Annotated in this window: 16 protein-coding genes; 6 read left to right on the top strand and 10 right to left on the bottom strand. The window is 66.3% G+C overall.

All coding sequences use genetic code 11. The features are described from left to right. Nucleotides 1–79: 79 nt before the first annotated feature. The 5 genes from CXR42_RS07010 to CXR42_RS06990 all read right to left on the bottom strand — a co-directional run bounded on the left by CXR42_RS07010 (nt 80) and on the right by CXR42_RS06990 (nt 4,782). Nucleotides 80–1,024 (bottom strand): LysR family transcriptional regulator, encoded by a 945-nt coding sequence (locus tag CXR42_RS07010; protein WP_103256707.1) that lies wholly within the window; start codon nt 1,022–1,024, stop codon nt 80–82. Nucleotides 1,025–1,027: 3 nt separating this feature from the next. Beyond that, nucleotides 1,028–1,579: a polyhydroxyalkanoate synthesis repressor PhaR gene (gene phaR, locus CXR42_RS07005; protein WP_103256706.1), complete on the bottom strand. Its 552-nt coding sequence runs from the start codon at nt 1,577–1,579 to the stop codon at nt 1,028–1,030. 63 nt (nt 1,580–1,642) lie between these two features. Then, a complete protein-coding gene (locus CXR42_RS07000) occupies nt 1,643–2,290 on the bottom strand; it encodes a glutathione S-transferase family protein (protein ID WP_103256705.1) in 648 nt (215 codons plus the stop codon). 98 nt (nt 2,291–2,388) lie between these two features. Further along, a complete protein-coding gene (locus CXR42_RS06995; protein ID WP_103256704.1) occupies nt 2,389–2,838 on the bottom strand; it encodes a Phasin in 450 nt (149 codons plus the stop codon). A gap of 144 nt (nt 2,839–2,982) precedes the next feature. Then, nucleotides 2,983–4,782, bottom strand: coding sequence for a PHA/PHB synthase family protein (locus tag CXR42_RS06990; RefSeq protein ID WP_103256703.1), 1,800 nt, complete (start codon nt 4,780–4,782; stop codon nt 2,983–2,985). Between the two features lie 96 nt (nt 4,783–4,878). On the opposite strand from CXR42_RS06990, the gene phaZ reads away from it, so the two are divergent. After that, the gene (phaZ, locus tag CXR42_RS06985; protein ID WP_103256702.1) at nt 4,879–6,144 is read left to right on the top strand and encodes a polyhydroxyalkanoate depolymerase; all 1,266 of its coding nucleotides are present in this window, start codon (nt 4,879–4,881) and stop codon (nt 6,142–6,144) included. Nucleotides 6,145–6,220: 76 nt separating this feature from the next. On the opposite strand, the gene CXR42_RS06980 is transcribed toward phaZ, so the two are convergent. Together CXR42_RS06980 and CXR42_RS06975 are read right to left on the bottom strand one after the other, a co-directional pair. After that, nucleotides 6,221–6,943 (bottom strand): alpha/beta fold hydrolase, encoded by a 723-nt coding sequence (locus tag CXR42_RS06980; protein ID WP_103256701.1) that lies wholly within the window; start codon nt 6,941–6,943, stop codon nt 6,221–6,223. A gap of 138 nt (nt 6,944–7,081) precedes the next feature. Then, nucleotides 7,082–8,011: a LysR family transcriptional regulator gene (locus tag CXR42_RS06975; protein WP_180995980.1), complete on the bottom strand. Its 930-nt coding sequence runs from the start codon at nt 8,009–8,011 to the stop codon at nt 7,082–7,084. 126 nt (nt 8,012–8,137) lie between these two features. Here CXR42_RS06975 and CXR42_RS06970 point away from each other — a divergent pair, with 126 nt between their 5' ends. The 4 genes from CXR42_RS06970 (at nt 8,138) to CXR42_RS06955 (ending at nt 12,120) form a co-directional block, all read left to right on the top strand. Continuing rightward, complete coding sequence (locus CXR42_RS06970) at nt 8,138–9,124, top strand: substrate-binding domain-containing protein (RefSeq protein ID WP_103256699.1); 987 nt, start codon at nt 8,138–8,140, stop codon at nt 9,122–9,124. Between the two features lie 63 nt (nt 9,125–9,187). Continuing rightward, complete coding sequence (locus CXR42_RS06965) at nt 9,188–10,162, top strand: Bug family tripartite tricarboxylate transporter substrate binding protein (protein ID WP_219727921.1); 975 nt, start codon at nt 9,188–9,190, stop codon at nt 10,160–10,162. A 20-nt stretch (nt 10,163–10,182) separates the two neighbouring features. Further along, nucleotides 10,183–10,632, top strand: coding sequence for a tripartite tricarboxylate transporter TctB family protein (locus CXR42_RS06960; protein ID WP_103257078.1), 450 nt, complete (start codon nt 10,183–10,185; stop codon nt 10,630–10,632). 9 nt (nt 10,633–10,641) lie between these two features. Next, entirely contained in the window at nt 10,642–12,120 is a 1,479-nt protein-coding gene (locus CXR42_RS06955; protein ID WP_103256698.1) for a tripartite tricarboxylate transporter permease, read from the top strand. On the opposite strand, the gene CXR42_RS06950 is transcribed toward CXR42_RS06955, so the two are convergent. The 3 genes from CXR42_RS06950 to CXR42_RS06940 form a co-directional block, all read right to left on the bottom strand. Continuing rightward, nucleotides 12,117–12,887, bottom strand: coding sequence for a fumarylacetoacetate hydrolase family protein (locus tag CXR42_RS06950; protein WP_103256697.1), 771 nt, complete (start codon nt 12,885–12,887; stop codon nt 12,117–12,119). The two genes, CXR42_RS06955 and CXR42_RS06950, sit on opposite strands and share 4 nt — an antisense overlap. Nucleotides 12,888–12,945: 58 nt before the next feature. Beyond that, nucleotides 12,946–15,168, bottom strand: a complete 2,223-nt coding sequence (locus tag CXR42_RS06945; protein ID WP_103256696.1) for an NADP-dependent isocitrate dehydrogenase — start codon at nt 15,166–15,168, stop codon at nt 12,946–12,948. 136 nt (nt 15,169–15,304) lie between these two features. Beyond that, nucleotides 15,305–15,988 carry a fumarylacetoacetate hydrolase family protein gene (locus CXR42_RS06940; protein WP_103256695.1) on the bottom strand — a complete coding sequence of 228 codons (684 nt, stop codon included), beginning with the start codon at nt 15,986–15,988 and terminating at the stop codon, nt 15,305–15,307. 175 nt (nt 15,989–16,163) lie between these two features. Between CXR42_RS06940 and CXR42_RS06935 the strand changes: the two genes are divergently transcribed. After that, entirely contained in the window at nt 16,164–16,850 is a 687-nt protein-coding gene (locus tag CXR42_RS06935) for a FadR/GntR family transcriptional regulator (protein ID WP_103256694.1), read from the top strand. The last annotated feature ends 21 nt before the right edge of the window (nt 16,851–16,871 follow it).

The following is a 16,871-nucleotide window of genomic DNA, read 5'->3' as shown; positions in this document are numbered from 1 at the left end:
GATGGGGGAAGAAGAGCCTCCGGCGGGGATATTTAGGCCAGTATGAAAGGCGGGCCTGGGGTTTTTCGGCTTTGGCGGGTCAGAGGACGCGCAGCGCCGGGGCGAGCCAGGGGGTCGCCTTCAGCGCGGGGGCGATGACCACCTCGGCGATCAGCGGTTTCAGGCGCTGGGCGATCTGGGCAGGCACGTCGTGCAGGATGCCGGCGCGGGCCGAGAGCGACAGGGTGCGGGCCAGCGCCGGAAAGGGCAGGGGGCGCACCTCGACCTGAGAGCGGAAGGCGCGGGCCTGGTGGAGCGCGAGCGGGGTCAGGATCGTCCAACCCTCGCCCCCCGCGACCATGGCAAGGATCGCGGCGTAGCTGTCCAACTCGAACCGGTGAGCGGGTTTCAGGCCCTGGCGGGTAAGGTGCGTGGCGATCTGGCGGCCCATGAGGTGGCGCGCGGTGTAAAGGATCAGCGGCAGGTCGTCGATCCTGGCGCCGGGGGGCGCGACGGCGACGAAGGGTTCGGACATCAGGGGGTGGACCTCGCGCCAGGCGGCGTCGGTTTCGGTCGCGGCATCGGCTGCCACGACGATGTCCAGCGCGCGGGCCTCAAGCTGGTCCATCAGCCGGTGGCTGGCCCCGGTTTCCAGAAGGAAGCGGCAGCCTTTCAGGTCGCGGGCCAATGCGGACAAGAGGCGGGGCGTTACGTCGCTGTCGAAATCCTCGATCACCCCGATGCGCAGCGTGGTCAGGCCGGAGAGGTCGGCCATTGCCAGTTCGGCCTTCGCCTCGGACGCGGCGTTCAGGATGGTCTGGGCGTGGCGGCGGAACATCGCGCCGGCGGGCGTCACCTGCATCGGGCGGCCGGAGCGATCCAGAAGGACCGCGCCCAACGCGGCTTCCAGACCGGAAAGCTGCTGGCTGACCGCTGAGGGCGAGACGCCCAACCGCCGCGCGGCGGCCGAGATCGAGCCTTCCTCGGCGGCGGCGACGAAAACCTCGACCCCCCAAAGCGTGACGCGGCCCTCGGCTTCCGGCATCGGTCAGAGCTTGGAGAGTTTCTTCTGCAACTCGGCCAGCTGCTTCTTGATCTCGGCGATATCGTCGGCGGGCGGGGCGTCTTCCGACTTGGCCGGACCCGAGCCGGACCAGCCCGGCATGCCACCCATGACCGATTTCAGAAACGCCTCTTGCTGCTTGCGCATCGCCTCGAACCCCGGCACGGCGGCCATCGGGTTCGGGAAGGCGGTCAGATTCTCCATCATCTTGCTTTGGCTGTTGCGCAGCATCTCGAAGCTGGTGGCCAGGAACTGCGGCACGATCGAATTCATGCCGGAAGTGTAGCTGCGGACAAGGTCGGTCAGCACATCGACGGGCAGGACGCTTTCGCCCTTGGATTCATGTTCGGCGACGATCTGCAGAAGGTATTGCCGCGTCAGGTCATCGCCGGTCTTGAGGTCGACGATCTGCACCTCGCGCCCCTGGCGGATGAAGCCGGCGATGTCTTCCAGCGTGACGTAATCCGAGGTTTCGGTGTTGTAGAGCCGCCGGCTGGCATAGCGCTTGATCAGCAGCGGCTTGTCGGTATCGGCCATGGTTCCCCCCCGGGATTATGCGCTTGCAGAGAAGTCTAGGGGAGGCTGCGGCAAAAAGAAAGCTTAGCCTTTGGCCGGTGCAGCATCGGCCGCAGCGAAGTGGTCAAGCTGGTCCTGGTGGGCCTTGCGGAAGGCCGGGCGGTCCAGCGTGCGGGTGATGAAGGCGGAGAGGGCGGGGTAGGCGTCAAGTTCGGCCCGCAGTTTCGGGACGCGCAGCACGTCGGCCATCAGAAGATCGGCGACGGTAAAGCGGTTCGCGGCGAGGTGGTCGCGGCTGGCGAGGACGGCGTCCAGCCGGGCCAGGCGGGACTGAAGCCAGCCTTCGAGTGGGTTGTCGGGCGGGCTGGACAGGCCGATGAACCACCAAGGGACCGAGACCATCTCGATCGAGTTGAGGCCGGCGATCAGCCATTCCAGCGTCTCGGCCCGGCCTTGCGGGTCGCGGGGCATCAGGGTTTCGGACTTGTCGGCCAGGTGCAGCAGGCAGGCGCCGCTTTCAAAGAGGGTGACCGCGCCGTCCTGCAGGGCCGGAACCTGGGCAAAAGGCTGGCGGGCCAGGTGTTCGGGCGCGGTCCGATCTTCGAACCGGACGGGGTTGATGCGGTAGGGCAGGCCAGCCTCTTCGCAGGCCCAACGCAGGCGGATGTCGCGGACATGGCCGCGCGGGGGCGGCGGCACCCAGTCATAGGTCCAGATCACCAGCTTCGTCATGCGCCAGAGCCTGGACGCGAATGGCCGAAAAAGGAAGGGCCCAGGGTTGCCCCCGGGCCCGATGCGCGAAACTGCGCGGTACTTGTTAAGCAAGTGCCTTACTTGGCAGCCGCAGCGGCCTTTTTGGCAGCGGTGGTCACGTCAGCGGTGGCTTTCTTGACGGCGGCGGTCGCGTCTTCCGACATGTCCTTGCCCGCAGCCAGCATCAGCTCGACGGTTTCCATCTGGACCTTCTTGGCCACTTCGGCGAAGGCGGCCATGTTCTCGGCAGCCATCTCGGCAGCGGCCGAGGCGAAGTCGGTCATCGACTTGGTGTAGTCGGCCGGTTCGGTCTTGGCCTTGGAGACGTCCGACAGCTTGGCGATGGAGTCCTTGGCCCACTTCGAGGTGATCTCGGTGGACTTTTCGGCGGCTTCCAGCGCGACTTTCGAGAACTTCTCGGCGAAGGCGGCCTGGGTCTTGAAGGCGTTCTGGAACGCCGAGGCGTCAACCGGAATGGAGGCCATCATGTCCTGCACGACCTTGGTGAAGTCAGGGGTCTTGGTCATTTCTATTCTCCGTTATGTCCGGGTATCAGCCGGGTTCGACATGACAGAGATATAGATGCTGCAGCGCAGCATTTCAAGTATTATTCTGCGGTGCAGCAAAACTGACGGTTGCGGCGGTTAACCTTGCGGAAAGCCGGTGAAATGTCAGCTGTCGGGCTGGGCCACCACATAGGTTCCGGGCGCGGCGGCCAGCGAATCGCCTGGCACGCGGGCCTTGATCAGGGGGCCGGAGCGGGCCTTCAGCCAGTCGGCCCAGCGCGGCCACCAGCTGCCCTTGTGGAAGGTCGCGGCCTTCAGCCAATCCTCGGGCGCGCCGTCGACGGGGGCGTCGTTGGTGTAGTGGCCGTACTTGTCCTTCGAGGGCGGGTTGATGATCCCGGCGATGTGGCCGCTTTCGGACAGGATGAAGGTCTTGTCCCTGGAGCCCATCTGCCGGATGCCGTTGAAGCTGCCCTTCCAGTGGGCGATGTGGTCGGTCTCGCAGGCGATGGCGCAGATCGGGAGTTTCACGTCCGCAAGGCTGACCGGATTGCCGAACACCTGGAACTCGCCCTTGGCAAAGCCGTCACCCTGGCAGAGGCCACGCAGGTATTCGACGGCCATCTTCGCGGGCAGGTTGGTGCCGTCGCCGTTCCAGTAGAGGAGGTCAAAGGCCGGCGGCGCCTCGCCCAGCATGTAGGACTTAATGGCGGGGGTGTAGATCAGGTCGTTCGAGCGCAGGTAGGAGAAGGTCCGCGACATGAAGAAGCGGGACAGGATCCCGTCCTGCTGCGTCTGGCGTTCGATCCCGTCGACGAAATCGTCGTTCAGGAACACGCCGACTTCGCCGGGATCGGAGAAATCGGTCAGCGTGGTGAAGAAGGTCGCGGACTTCACGCTGTCGTCGCCGGCCTTTTGCAGATGCGCCAGCGTCAGGCCCAGCGTGGTGCCGGCGATGCAATAGCCGGTGGCGTTGATCTGCTTTTCGCCGGTGATCCGCCGCACCTCGGCCATGGCGCGCAGATAGCCGTCGCGGATGTAGTCGTCCATCGCGGTCCCGGCATAGCTGGCATCGGGGTTGACCCAGGAGACGACGAACAGCGTGAATCCCTGGTCCACGATCCACTTGATCAGCGAATTCGCCGGCTTCAGGTCCATGATGTAGAACTTGTTGATCCACGGCGGGAAGATCAGGAGCGGGGTCTTGTGGACCTTTTCGGTCGTGGGTTCGTACTGGATCAGCTCCATCATCCGGTTGCGGTAGACGACCGCGCCGGGGGTGGTGGCGATGTTCTGCCCGACGTGGAACGCTTCCTTGTCGGCCAGCGTGACGAGGAGATCGCCGTGGTTCGATTCGATGTCGCGGACCAGATTCTCCAGCCCCTGGACCAGGCTTTCGCCATCGGTCTCGACCGCCTTTTCCAGCGCATCGGGGTTGGTGCCCAGGAAATTCGTCGGGCTGAACATGTCGACGATCTGCTTGGTGAAGTACTCCACCCGCTTGCGGTCGGCGGGGTCAAGGTTGTCCATGTCGCCGACCGCGGTGCTGATCGCCTCGGCGTTCAGCTGGTACTGCTGCTTGAGGTAGTTGAAGAAGGGATGCGTTTCCCACAGCGGATTGGAAAAGCGCCGGTCGCGGGGGTTCGGATCGGGCGGGGCCTTGAACTCGCCCTTGGCAAGGGTCTGTTGCGCCTCGACATAATGCTTCAGGGTCTTGCCCCAGTAGTTGATCTGATGCTCGACCACCTTGGCGGGGTTCGACATCATCTCGGCCAGATAGGCGGCGGCGGCCTTCATGTAGACGTCGGGCGCGGGGCCATGCAGCGCGGGGTCGACGGTGCGGCGGTGGGTCAGCGCGGCCGTGAGGCGCTTTGACAACTCGTCAACCTTTGCAAGGTTAGCGTTGAGCCTTGCAAGGCGCACTTCGCCGTCATCAAGGGCAGGGGGCTTCTCTTCTGTTGTCATGCGAATGGTTCCCCCCTATTCTTGCCGCTATGCAGCATTGCGTCGCCCGTTCCAAGCCCGCTGTGTGAAATTCGCCCGCGAGGGTCAGGAGACACCATGAAGTATATGTTCACCTATGACCTGATGGAAAGCGCCCGCAACACGAATGAGTGGTTGGGCGCCTCGGCCAGGGCCTTTGCCAGTTATCCTGCCTTCGCCATGTCGATGAACCCGATGCTGCCGATGATGGCCGCCTGGGGCGAAGTGACCGAGCGGACCTTCGGCCGCATGATCGCCAAGCCCGACTGGGGCATCCGGTCGATCGTCGGCCCGGATGGCCAGGACCACCTGGTCGATGTGAAGCCGGTGATCCAGAAGCCCTTTGGCGACCTGGTGCAGTTCTTTGTCCGCCGCCGCTCGCCCATGGCGCGCAAGGTGCTGCTGGTGGCGCCGATGTCGGGGCACTATGCCACGCTGTTGCGGTCCACCGTGGCCTCGCTGCTGCCGGATGCCGATGTCTATGTGACCGACTGGCACAATGCGCGCGACATCCCGGTCAGCGCCGGCAAGTTCGACGTCGAGGATTACACGCTGTATCTGGCCGAGTTCATCAAGGAACTGGGGCCGGAGACCAACGTGATCGCGGTGTGCCAGCCGGTGCCGCTGACGCTGGCCGCGACGGCCTATCTGGCCGCCGAACACCCCGAGGCGCAGCCGCGCAGCCTGGTGCTGGTCGGCGGGCCGGTCGATCCGGACGCCGCCGCGACCGAGGTCACCGATTTCGGCCGCCGGGTCACCATGGGCCAGCTGGAGCATTGGGCAATCCAGCGCGTCGGGTTCAAGCACAAGGGCGCGGGGCGGCTGGTCTATCCGGGGCTGTTGCAGCTGCAAAGCTTCATGACCATGAATGCGGAACGCCACGGCAAGGCCTTTACCGAGCAGATCTTCCGCGTGGCGCGCGGCGAGGCGTCGGACCACGATGCGCACAACCGGTTCTACGACGAATACCTGGCCGTGATGGACATGACGGCCGAGTTCTACCTGTCCACGGTCGAGCGGATCTTCAAGAACCGCGAGATCGCGCGGAATGAATTCGTGGTCGCGGGCCGCAAGGTCGATTTCAGCGCAATCACCAAGGTTTCGGTGATGACGGTAGAAGGGGCGAATGACGATATCTCGGCCCCCGGCCAGTGCGTCGCGGCGCTGAACCTGCTGACCGGGTTGTCGGATGCGAAGAAGGCCCATCACCTGGAGCCGGGCGCGGGCCATTACGGCATCTTTGCCGGCAAGAGCTGGCGCCTGAACATCCGGCCACTGGTGCTGAACTTCATGGATCAAGCGGCGGGCAAGCCGAAGGCGAAGATCGCGCTGGCCTCGGCCTAACGGGCTGCTCGTCAAGCACGTCGTGCACTCCTCGCGGGGGTTGCGCCGACGGGTGCATGAAAGGGCTTTGGCAGGGTTAGCCGAGCATCAGGGTCGGCAGCCGCCCGGCGAGGAAGGTCTGCAGCGCCTGGGTCACGGCCTCGGGCTGTTCCAGTTGCGGCAGGTGGCCGGCCTCGGCGATGACCTCAAGACAGCCCTGCGGCATCATCCCGGCCAGGAATTCCGCCCGACGGCGGGGCACGATGCTGTCGCCGACGCCGGACAGGATCAGCGTCGGCACATTGGCCTTGCGCAGGGTCTTTTGCTGGTCCGGGCGGCGCTGCATCATCCGAAGCTGGCGCTGGAACTGCTCGGGCCCCAGGGTCGCGGCCATGTCCTGGACCAGCGCCAGCACCTCGGCCCGCCAGGGGGCGTCGTGCAGGGCGGCGACGGGCAGGAGTTGCGCGATGCAATCGGCCATGCGGCCGGTCTTGGCGGCGACAATCAGCGCCTCTTCCCGGGCGGCCTGTTGCGGGGGTTCTGGCAGGGGGTCGGTGGACAGAAGCGCGATGCGGCTGACCGATTGCGGCGCCTTGCGCAGGATCTCGATCGCGATGTTGCCGCCAAGGCCGTGACCGACAAGGGCAAAGCGCGGGGGAAGGATGGGCAGGGCGGCGGTGGCCACCTGTTCGACCGTGTCGCCCTGGGCGGTGGTCAGCAGGATCACCGGCCGCGCGGTTCCCAGCGCGACAAGCTGCGGCATGAAGCTGCGCGCATCGGCCATGAAGCCGGGGATCAGGACGACGGGTTCGGTCACCATTGGGCCTGTTTGTAGGATTTGTGAAAATAGCCCGGTACTGCCAGGAGCGAAGGGTAATCTACAACGGTCTGATAGAGAAGCGGAATTTTGTGAAGCGTCTTTTTTGGGCCAGAGATTGTTTTGCAGGATCTGTCTGGATCAAGTGGTGGAAAACGACCGCGCAAACTCCTCCATCAGCCGTTGCGCCGCGCTGCCCATGATGTGCGAACGGCGGCGGCAAAGGCACATCCGGGTGTCGGTCTTTTCCGCCCCCTCCAGCGCAAGGACCACCAGATCGCCCGAAGCGGCATCGGCCAGCACCGTCAACTCGGGCACGATCGCGGCGCCGAGGCCGGCCAAGGCATAGGCCTTCAGCGCGGCGGTCGAACTGGCTGTCATCTGCGGTTGCAGGTCGCGCAGGCTGTCGGGCACCAGGCTGTTGAAGGCGACGCGGCTGTTATAGGTGGCGGGCAGCGCGGCGAAGGGGGTTGTCACCAGCTCGGCCGCGCTGATCCGGCCGCGCGCGGCGAAGGGGTGGGTCCGGTCAACGATGGCCACAACGCGGTTGCTGCGCTCGGCCACGATTTCGATGTCGGGGTGGGTGGGCACAGTGATGATGACGGCGAAATCGGCCCCGTCCGTCAGCAAAGCACGTTCCGCTTGCCGGCCGACGGCGACTTGCAGGTCGATTTTCACCTCGGGGAACTCGGCCGCCATTTGCAGGACACGGGGCATGACGATGTGTTCGACCAGCGCCTGCGAGGTATAAAGCCGCACCGACCCCCGCCCGACCGCGCAGATGTCGTCGATGTCGCTGGCCAGCCGCTCCATCCGGGTCAGCATCTGGCGGGCGGCGTCGATCACCAACTCGCCCGCGTCTGTGGGCCGCATCCCGCGTGAGTGGCGTTCGAAGAGGGCGACGCCAAGCTCATGCTCCAGCAGCGCGATCTTCCGGCTGAGCGAGGAGGAGGTGAGGTTCACCGTCTGCGCCGCCGCCAGGGTCGAGCCTTTCTCGGCGATCAGGACGACATAGCGCAGCACCTCTAGCGGGAGGCGGGGAAGCGCCCCGACGATCTTGGTGCGGCCCATGCCCATTCCCCCTATCCGGCTGGTCTGGTTTGCAGGATGCGCAAAGCAGTTGTCAACATTAACGAGTTGTCACCCGGGGGGCGGGGTGCAGATAGTCGTGCAGCCGAAGGGGGAGGGGCTGGCGCAATGGTGACGATTTCCGTAGCGACCTGGGACCATGACCGGTCGCTGCCCGTGCTGAACGGCGACGTGCCGGTGCCCGGTTTCACGGTAGAGCCGCATATCCTGCCGACCACGCAGCTGTTTCCCATCGCCGTGCAGGAAGCCCGGTTCGACGTGACCGAGTTGTCGCTGTCCAGCCATATCCTGCAGGTCGCGCGGGGGGACAACTCCTATCTGGCGATCCCGGCCTTTCTGGCGCGGGCCTTCCGGCACAACGGCTTTTACCGCCGCGCTGGCAGCGGGATCGAGACGCTGGCCGATCTGGCCGGGCGGGCGGTCGGGGTGCCGGAATACCAGATGACGGCGGCCCTGTGGATGCGGGGGCTTCTGTCGGACGAGTTCGGGGTTCCCGCCGAGGCGATCCGCTGGCGGACGGGCGCGCTGGACAAGGGCGTTCGGCACGAGCGGCTGGCGTTGCAGCCGCCGCCGGACCTGTCGATCACCCCGATCAAGGATGGCGAGACCTTGCAGCAACTGTTGTTTGCGGGCGAGGTGGATGCGCTTTTGGCCCCGAACCCGCCTGCGGCGTTTCTGGCGGGCGACCCGCGGATCGAGCGGATCATCCCGGATTTCGAAGCGGCCGAGCAGGACTATCACCGGCGCACCGGCTTTTTCCCGATCATGCATGTCGTGGCGGTGCGGCGCAGCTTGTGCGACCAGCACCCGGACCTGCCGGGCCTGTTGTTCCAGGCCTTTTCGGCGGCGCGCGACCGGGCGCTGGGGCGGTTGGTCGATGTCTGGCTAGGCTCGGCCAATCGGCTTAGCCTGCCTTGGCTGAACGCCTGTCTAGAGCGGACCCGCGCCACGATGGGCGCGGACTATTGGCCCTATGGCTTTGGCGGTGCCCGGGCCGAGTTGGAAGCGGCCTGCCGCTATTCGGTCGAACAGCATCTGGCCGGGCGTCTGGTCGCGCCGGAAGAGCTGTTTCACCCATCCGTGCTGAGCACCTGAGGAGGAGGGCCCGGCCGGCAATCAGGAAAGACACTTGACCTTGTTTCTGGGAGGAGACTGACAATGTCGAAGATGTGGAGTTTTTGCGGGACGCTGGCCTTTGCGGCCGCCGTCGCGGTGACGGCGCAGGCGCAGGACATGCGGGCACCGGAAGGACCGATCGAGTTCACGGTCGGGGCGGGTGCGGGGGGATCGCCCGACGTGATCATGCGCACCATCGCGCAGATCATGAACGAGGAGGGGATCGTCGAGAACCCCATCGTCATCCAGAACCGCAGCGGGGCCGGGCACTCCAACGCCTATAACCATGTGCTGGGCCTGCCGGGGGACGAGAACACGCTGCTGACCATGGCCTCGCCGGTCTTTACCACGCCGATCGTGCAGGGCACACCCTCGGTCGTGGATCAGGTGACGCCGATTGCCGGGTTCATCCAGTCCGAGCTGATGCTGCTGACCACGCCGGACAGTCCCTGGGGCAGCCTGACCGACATGGTCACGGCGGCGACGGCCGAGCCGGGCCGGGTGCGGGTTGCGGGCGGGGCCTCGGGCGGCAACGACCACATCGCGACCGGGCTGATCGAGACGGCGGCGGGGATCACGCTGACCTATATCCCGCATGAAAGCGGGGGTGCGGCGCGGGCGACCTTCCTGGGCGGGAATGTGGAGCTGCACTTTGCCACCCTGGCCGAGGGGATGGAGCAGATCGCGGCCGGCACGGCGAAGCCGCTGGCGATCCTGTCCGAAGTGCGGCGCAGCGAGGAAGCCCTGGCCAATGTGCCGACCGCCAAGGAGCAGGGCGTGGACGTGGTCTATACCCAGTTCTGGGGCGTGGCGGGGCCGGCGGGGCTTGACCCGGCGGTGGCGGCCTGGTGGGCCGACAAATTCCGCAAGGCGACCGAGACGCAGACCTGGCAGGATGGCCTGAAGGCCAACATGCAGCTGGGCCAGTTCTATGCGCTGGACGAGGCCGGGGCCTATTTCAAGGCCGAGCAGGAGACCTTCCGCACGGTGCTGACCAAGATCGGCCTGGCCAAGTGACGGACCGGGGGGAAGGGCCGATGCGCAAGCTGGAGATGGTGCCGGCGCTGTTCATGATTGCCGCCTCGCTGGCGGTGATCCTGGGCACGGCCGGGCTGGCGGTCTGGGACGGCTTCACGCCGGGCGCGCGGTTCTTTCCCCTGTTCGTGGGCGGGGTGGGGCTGCTGCTTGCTGCCCTGCTTCTGTGGCAGCAATGGCGCGGGGCGGACACCGGGTTGGTGGACCGCCCCGGCCGCGACGCCCTGGTGCGGGTGGGGCTGACCGTCGTGGCGCTGGTGGCGCTGTCCGCTGGCGCGCCGGTGATCGGGCTGGTGCCGATGCTGGCGGTGTTCGCGCTGTTCCTGCTGCTGGTGGTGCTGCGGCAACGTCTGCTGCCGTCGGTGGTGACGGCGGCCGTGATCGCAGGCGGCACGCATGTCGTCTTTGTGCGGCTGCTTTCCGTGCCGCTGCCCGCGCCCTTCGGACTGTAAGGACCGCCGATGTTTGACCTTCTCTTCCAGGGCTTTGCCATCGCGCTGCAGCCGGAGAACCTGCTTTTCATCTTCCTTGGTGTGGTGATCGGACAGGTGGTCGGGGCCTTGCCGGGGCTGGGTCCGGCGGCGGGCATGGCGCTTTTGCTGCCGCTGACCTTCGGGCTGGAGCCGGTGACGGCGATCATGATGCTGGCCGGGATCATGTATGGCGGGCAGTACGGCGGGACGCTGACCTCGGTCCTGATCAACGTCCCGGGTGAGGCGTCGGGCGTGATGACGGCGCTGGACGGGCACGCGATGGCGCGGCAGGGACGGGCAGGGGCCGCGCTGGCGATTGCGGCCATCGGGTCGTTCCTGGCCGGGATCTCGGCGGTGGCCGCCGTGGCGCTGATCGCGCCGCCCCTGGCCGATTTCGGGCTGAACTTCAACGCGCCGGAGTATTTCCTGCTGGCGGCGCTGGGCATCATTGCCACTGGGTCGCTTGGTGGCTCGCCGGTCCGGTCGCTGATCGCGGGGGTGATGGGGCTGATGATCGCGCTGATCGGGGTCGATCCCCTGACCGGCGCGCCGCGGCTGAGTTTCGACATGCCGGTCCTGTTCGAGGGGATCGACTTCATCCCCGTCGCGATCGGTGTCTTCGGGATCGCCGAGGTCCTGTCCTCGATGGAGCGGATCGCATCGGTGCAGCCGATCAAGACGCGGCTGAAGGACATGTGGCTGACCAAGGCCGACTGGGTGACCTGCCGGTTGTCCATCGTCCGGGGCGGGATCATCGGCCTTTTCGTCGGGATCATGCCAGGGGCGGGGGCCTCGGTCGCCTCTCTGCTGGCCTACTTGAGCGAGCGGAAGTTCAGCAAGGCGCCGGAGAAGTTCGGGCATGGAGCGATTGACGGCGTGGCGGCGGCCGAGGCTGCGAACAATTCGGCGGCGCATGGCGGGCTGATCCCGATGCTGTCGCTGGGGATTCCGGGATCGGCCTCCAGCGCGGTGCTGCTGGCGGCGCTGATCCTGCATGGCATCCGCCCCGGCCCGATGCTGATGACACAAGAGGCGCCGTTGGTCTGGGGGCTTATCGCCAGCATGTTCATCGGCAACATCATCCTGCTGGTGCTGAACCTGCCGCTGGCACCCCTGTTCGCGGCGATCCTGCGGGTGCCGTATGTCTATCTGGCGCCCGGTATCCTGGCGGTGTCGCTGGTCGGGGCCTATGCCGCGACGCTGGACATGGGCGAGGTGTGGAAATGCATCCTGTTCGGCGTGCTGGGCTGGCTGATGATGAAGTTCGACATTCCCCGCGCGCCATTGGTTCTGGCGCTGGTGCTGGCCTCGCTGATGGAAACGTCGCTGCGGCAGTCGCTGCTTTTGTCCTTCGGCAGCCCGATGATCTTTGTGGAACGCCCGATCTCGGCGGTGCTGCTGGTGGCTGTGCTGATCGCGCTGTTCCTGCCGCTGATCGGTGCCTTGCGGCGGCGGCGGCGGGCTTAGGCGCTGGCGTCCCGCATCGTCACGGTGACCGCACCGATTCCGTCGATCACAACGCTGACCTCGTCCCCCGCCTTGACCGGCCGCGCGCCGATCGAGGTGCCGACGGCGATCACATCGCCGGGCGACAGGGTCATGTCCTGCGACAGAAGCCGGACGATCTCGACCGGCGACAGGATCATGTCCGACGCTGGGTAGGCCTGCCGCTCTCGCCCGTTGACCAGGGTGCGGACCGTCAGATCGCGCCAGTCCAGGCCCGTCGCGATGACCGGACCGATCACGCCAAAGCCGTCAAAGCCCTTGGCCCGCGTCCATTGTGGAAAGGCCGGGTCAGCGTTCAGGATGTCCAGCGAGGTCAGGTCGTTGATGCAGGTATAGCCGAAGATCGCCGCCTCGGCCTCGGCCGCTGAGGCGTTGTGGCAGGGGGCGCCGATGACGATGCCAAGCTCGCCCTCAAAGACGACGCGGCCGGCGGACGGCGGCAGGACAACCTGCGCGCCGTCGCCGGTGATGCTGGAGGCGGGTTTCATGAACCAGAGCGGATGCGTTGGAGCCGCCCAGCCGTTGCGGGCGGCCGAGGCGTGGTAGTTGTTCCAAAGCCCGATGAACTTGGACGGCACGCAGGGGGGCAGCAGGCTGGCCCCCGCCAGCGGGATCGCCGCGCCAAGGGCCGTGTCGCTGCCAAGGGCCGCCATCGGGCGCAGATGCTCGCCGTCGACAAGCCCGGTCAGGATGCTGCCGTCAGCCGCCTTGATCCGCGCCCAAGCCATGTGTCCCCCGATGTGCTGTGGTGGCCAGACCCCGGCGGGCGGGGTCTGGCTTGCCGTTTTAGCCGATGATGTCGGCGAAGGTCTTGGAGGGCCGCATCACCGCGTCCGTCTTGGCCGGATCGGTGTGGTAGTAGCCGCCCAGATCCGCCGCCTTACCCTGATCGCGGGCCAGCTCGGCCACGATCTTCGCCTCATTCTCGGCCAGCGCCTTGGCGACGGGGGCGAAATGGGCGGCTAGGTCCTTGTCCTCGGTCTGCGCGGCAAGGGCCTGGGCCCAGTAGAGCGCAAAGTAGAAGTGGCTGTCGCGGTTGTCGGTCTGCCCGACGCGACCCTTGGGCGACTTGTCGTGGTCCAGGACGCCCTGCGTTGCCACGTCGACCGCCTTGCCCAGCACGCGGGCCTTGGCGTTGCCCTTCACGTCGGCCAGGAACTTCAGGCTTTCCCCCAGCGCGCAGAATTCGCCCAGCGAATCCCAGCGCAGGTGGTTTTCCTCGACCAACTGCTGGACGTGCTTCGGGGCCGAGCCGCCCGCGCCGGTTTCGAACAACCCGCCGCCGTTCATCAGCTTGACGATGGACAGCATCTTGGCCGAGGTCCCAAGCTCCAGGATCGGGAAGAGGTCGGTCAGGTAGTCGCGCAGCACGTTGCCGGTGACGGCGATGGAGTTTTCGCCGTTGCGGATCGTTTCCAGCGACACCCGGGTCGCTTCGCGCGGGGCGAGGATCTGGAACTTGTCCGCAACCCCGGCGGCCGCAAGGATCGGGGTGACGTATTTGATCAGTTCGGCGTCATGCGGGCGGGCGGCGTCCAGCCAGAAGATCGCCTGGCAGCCCTCGGCGCGCTGGCGGTCGATGGCCAGACGGACCCAATCCTCGATCGGGGCCTTGCGGGTCGAGGCGGCGCGCCAGATGTCGCCGGCCTGAACCTCGTGCTGGTGCAGCACGTCGCCGTTGGCGGCGATCAGGCGCACGGTGCCGGCCTTGGCGATCTCGAACGTGGTGGGGTGCGAGCCGTATTCCTCGGCCTTCTGGGCCATGAGGCCGATGTTCTGCACGGTGCCTGCGGTGGCAGGGTCCAGCGCGCCGGTCGCCTTGAAGTAGCTGATCGCCTCGTCATAGATCGATGCGTAGGAGCTGTCGGGGATCACGCATTTGGTGTCGGCGGCCTTGCCGTCCGGGCCCCAGCCCTTGCCGCCGGCGCGGATCAGCGCGGGCATCGAGGCGTCGACGATCACGTCCGAGGGGACATGCAGGTTGGTGATGCCCTTGTCCGAGTTCACCATGTACAGCGCCGGGCGGTCCTGCATCGTGGCGGTGATGTCAGCCTCGATCGCGGCGGCGTTGGGCAGGGTGGCGACACGTTCCAGCAGGGTGCCGAGGCCGGAGTTTGCATCGACGCCCGCCGCGTCCAGCGCCGCGCCGTGCTTTGCGAACACTGGGGCCAGGAAGGCCTTGACCGCATGGCCGAAGATGATCGGGTCCGAGACCTTCATCATCGTGGCCTTGAGGTGGATCGAGAAGAGGACGCCTTGCGCCTTTGCCTCATTGATCTGGGCGGCGAGGAAGTCCTGCAGCGCGCGTGCCGACATGAAGGTCGCGTCGACCACGGTGCCGGGCAGGTAATTCACGCCGTCTTTCAGGACGGTGACGCTGCCGTCCTTGGCCGTCAGCTCGATCTTCGCGGGCCCGGCCTGGGCGGCGCTGACTGTCACCGACTTTTCGTTCGACCGGAAATCGCCAGCGGACATGGTCGAGACATGGGTCTTGCTGTCGGCCGCCCAGGCGCCCATCGAATGTGGGTTGGCCTTGGCGTAGTTCTTGACCGCAACGGCGGCGCGGCGGTCGGAGTTGCCTTCGCGCAGCACCGGGTTCACGGCCGAGCCCTTGACCGCGTCATAGCGGCGGCGGGCTTCCTTTTCCTCGGCCGTCTGGGGGTCTTCGGGATAGTCGGGCAGGTCGTAGCCCTGGCCCTGCAATTCCTTGATCGCGGCGACCAGCTGCGGGCCGGAAGCCGAGATGTTCGGCAGCTTGATCACGTTCGCCTCGGCCGTGGTGACCAGCGCGCCAAGGACGGCCAGGTCATCTTCCTGGCGCTGGGCGGGGGTCAGACGCTCGGGGAAGGCGCTGATGATGCGACCGGCGAGGGAAATGTCGCGCGTGCCGACCGTCACGCCAGCCGCGGCGGCGAAGGACCGGATGATCGGCAAAAGCGAGGCGGACGCCAGTTGCGGGGCCTCGTCAACCTTGGTGACGATGATGTCGGGCACGGAATGGTCGGTCATTTGCAGCCTTGCTGTTGCTTGTCCATCAGGCGGACGGGGCCGCGCGATCTGCGCCGCCCCATCCTTGCGCGGAACCTAAACCGCTTGCCATCGCTGCGAAAGCGGCAAGTCGCCGGTTCGGCGGCCCCGCGTCCGGTCAGAGGACCTTGACGACCAGGGTGCCGAGACCGTCGATCGTGGCTTCCATCGTGTCGCCGCGGACGACGGCGCCCACACCGGCGGGGGTGCCCGACATGATCACGTCGCCGGCCTGCAGTTCGAAGTACTCGGACAGGTACGAGATCATTTCCGGCACTTTCCAGATCATCTGGTTCAGGTCGCCTTCCTGCCGCAGCGCGCCGTTGACCTTCAGCTCGATTCGCCCGTGGTCGGGGTGGCCGACCTCGGACACCGGGCGCAGCGGGCCGACCGGGCCGGAGCGTTCGAACGCCTTGCCGATTTCCCACGGGCGGCCCATCTTCTTGGCCTCGCCCTGCAGGTCGCGGCGTGTCATGTCCAGCGACACGGCATAGCCCCAGACATGGTTCAGCGCGTCGGCGATGGCGATGTTCGTGCCGCCGGACTTCAGCGCGACGACCAGCTCAACCTCGTGATGCACGTCGCTGGAATGCGGCGGATAGGGGAACTCTCCGGTCGAATCGAGGTTGTTGGGGTTCTTCTGGAAGAAAAACGGCGGTTCGCGGTCCGGGTCGTGGCCCATTTCGACAGCGTGGGCGGCGTAGTTCCGCCCGATGCAATAGACGCGACGCACGGGAAACGCCCCGCCGCCGCTGGCAGGAATGGAGGGGGTCGGGGGCTGCGGGATCACGTAGTCGGTCATGTTTCACCTTTTGCGGGATGTTCCGGCCGGGACGCTATCGCAGCGCCCGGGTGAAATCAATCGGGATGGTTCAGCATGAAGCCGGTTTTTCGAACCAATTTGCGATTGATTTTGAATCTTGCGGGGTCTAACGTCAAAAAATCAAGTGAATTGGTTGACCAATGCGGGGCGGTAGATGCGCGATCAGACGTCCGAAGTGCTTGACCCCGTGGCGCGGTTGCGCGGGTTCATCCTGGACGGCGGCTATGCCGGCGGGGCCAAGCTGCCGCCCGAGCGGGACCTGTCGGACCAGTTGGGCCTGTCCCGCGCCACGCTGCGCAAGGCGCTGGACGCGCTGGAGCGGGACGGGATGATCTGGCGGCATGTCGGCAAGGGCACCTTCGTGTCCGGTGATCTGCCGAAGTCCGCGCCCTCCAGCGCCATGGTGGAACTGGGGCGGCAGTTGACGCCCTTCCGCATGATGCGCGCCCGGCTTGCAATCGAGCCGGCGATTGCCCGCGAGGCGGCGGTCAATGCCTCGGGCGAGGCGATGCACAAGATGCAGCGCGCGATCGAGCGGGCGAAGGCGGCGACGACCTGGAACGAATACGAGGTGCAGGACGACCTTTTTCACCGCGCTATCGCCGAGGCGAGCGACAACCTGCTGCTGCTGGCGCTGTTCGACCAGTTGAACGAGGTTCGGCGTGCGGTGGTCTGGGGCAGCGTCACCCGCCAAAGCACCAAGCCCTCGCCCGACCATTCCAGCTTTGCCGAACATGACGCGATTGCCGCCGCGATTGCCAGCCGTGATCCGGGCGCCGCCTATGACGCGATGCGGCGGCATCTGGGATCGGTGGCAAACCGGCTTTTTGGCGAGGTGTGAAGCAGAAAGACCGTCCGGGCC

This window comes from Tabrizicola aquatica (genome assembly GCF_002900975.1).
Taxonomy (GTDB): Bacteria; Pseudomonadota; Alphaproteobacteria; order Rhodobacterales; family Rhodobacteraceae; genus Tabrizicola; species Tabrizicola aquatica.
This window is presented reverse-complemented; position numbering and strand designations above follow the sequence as displayed.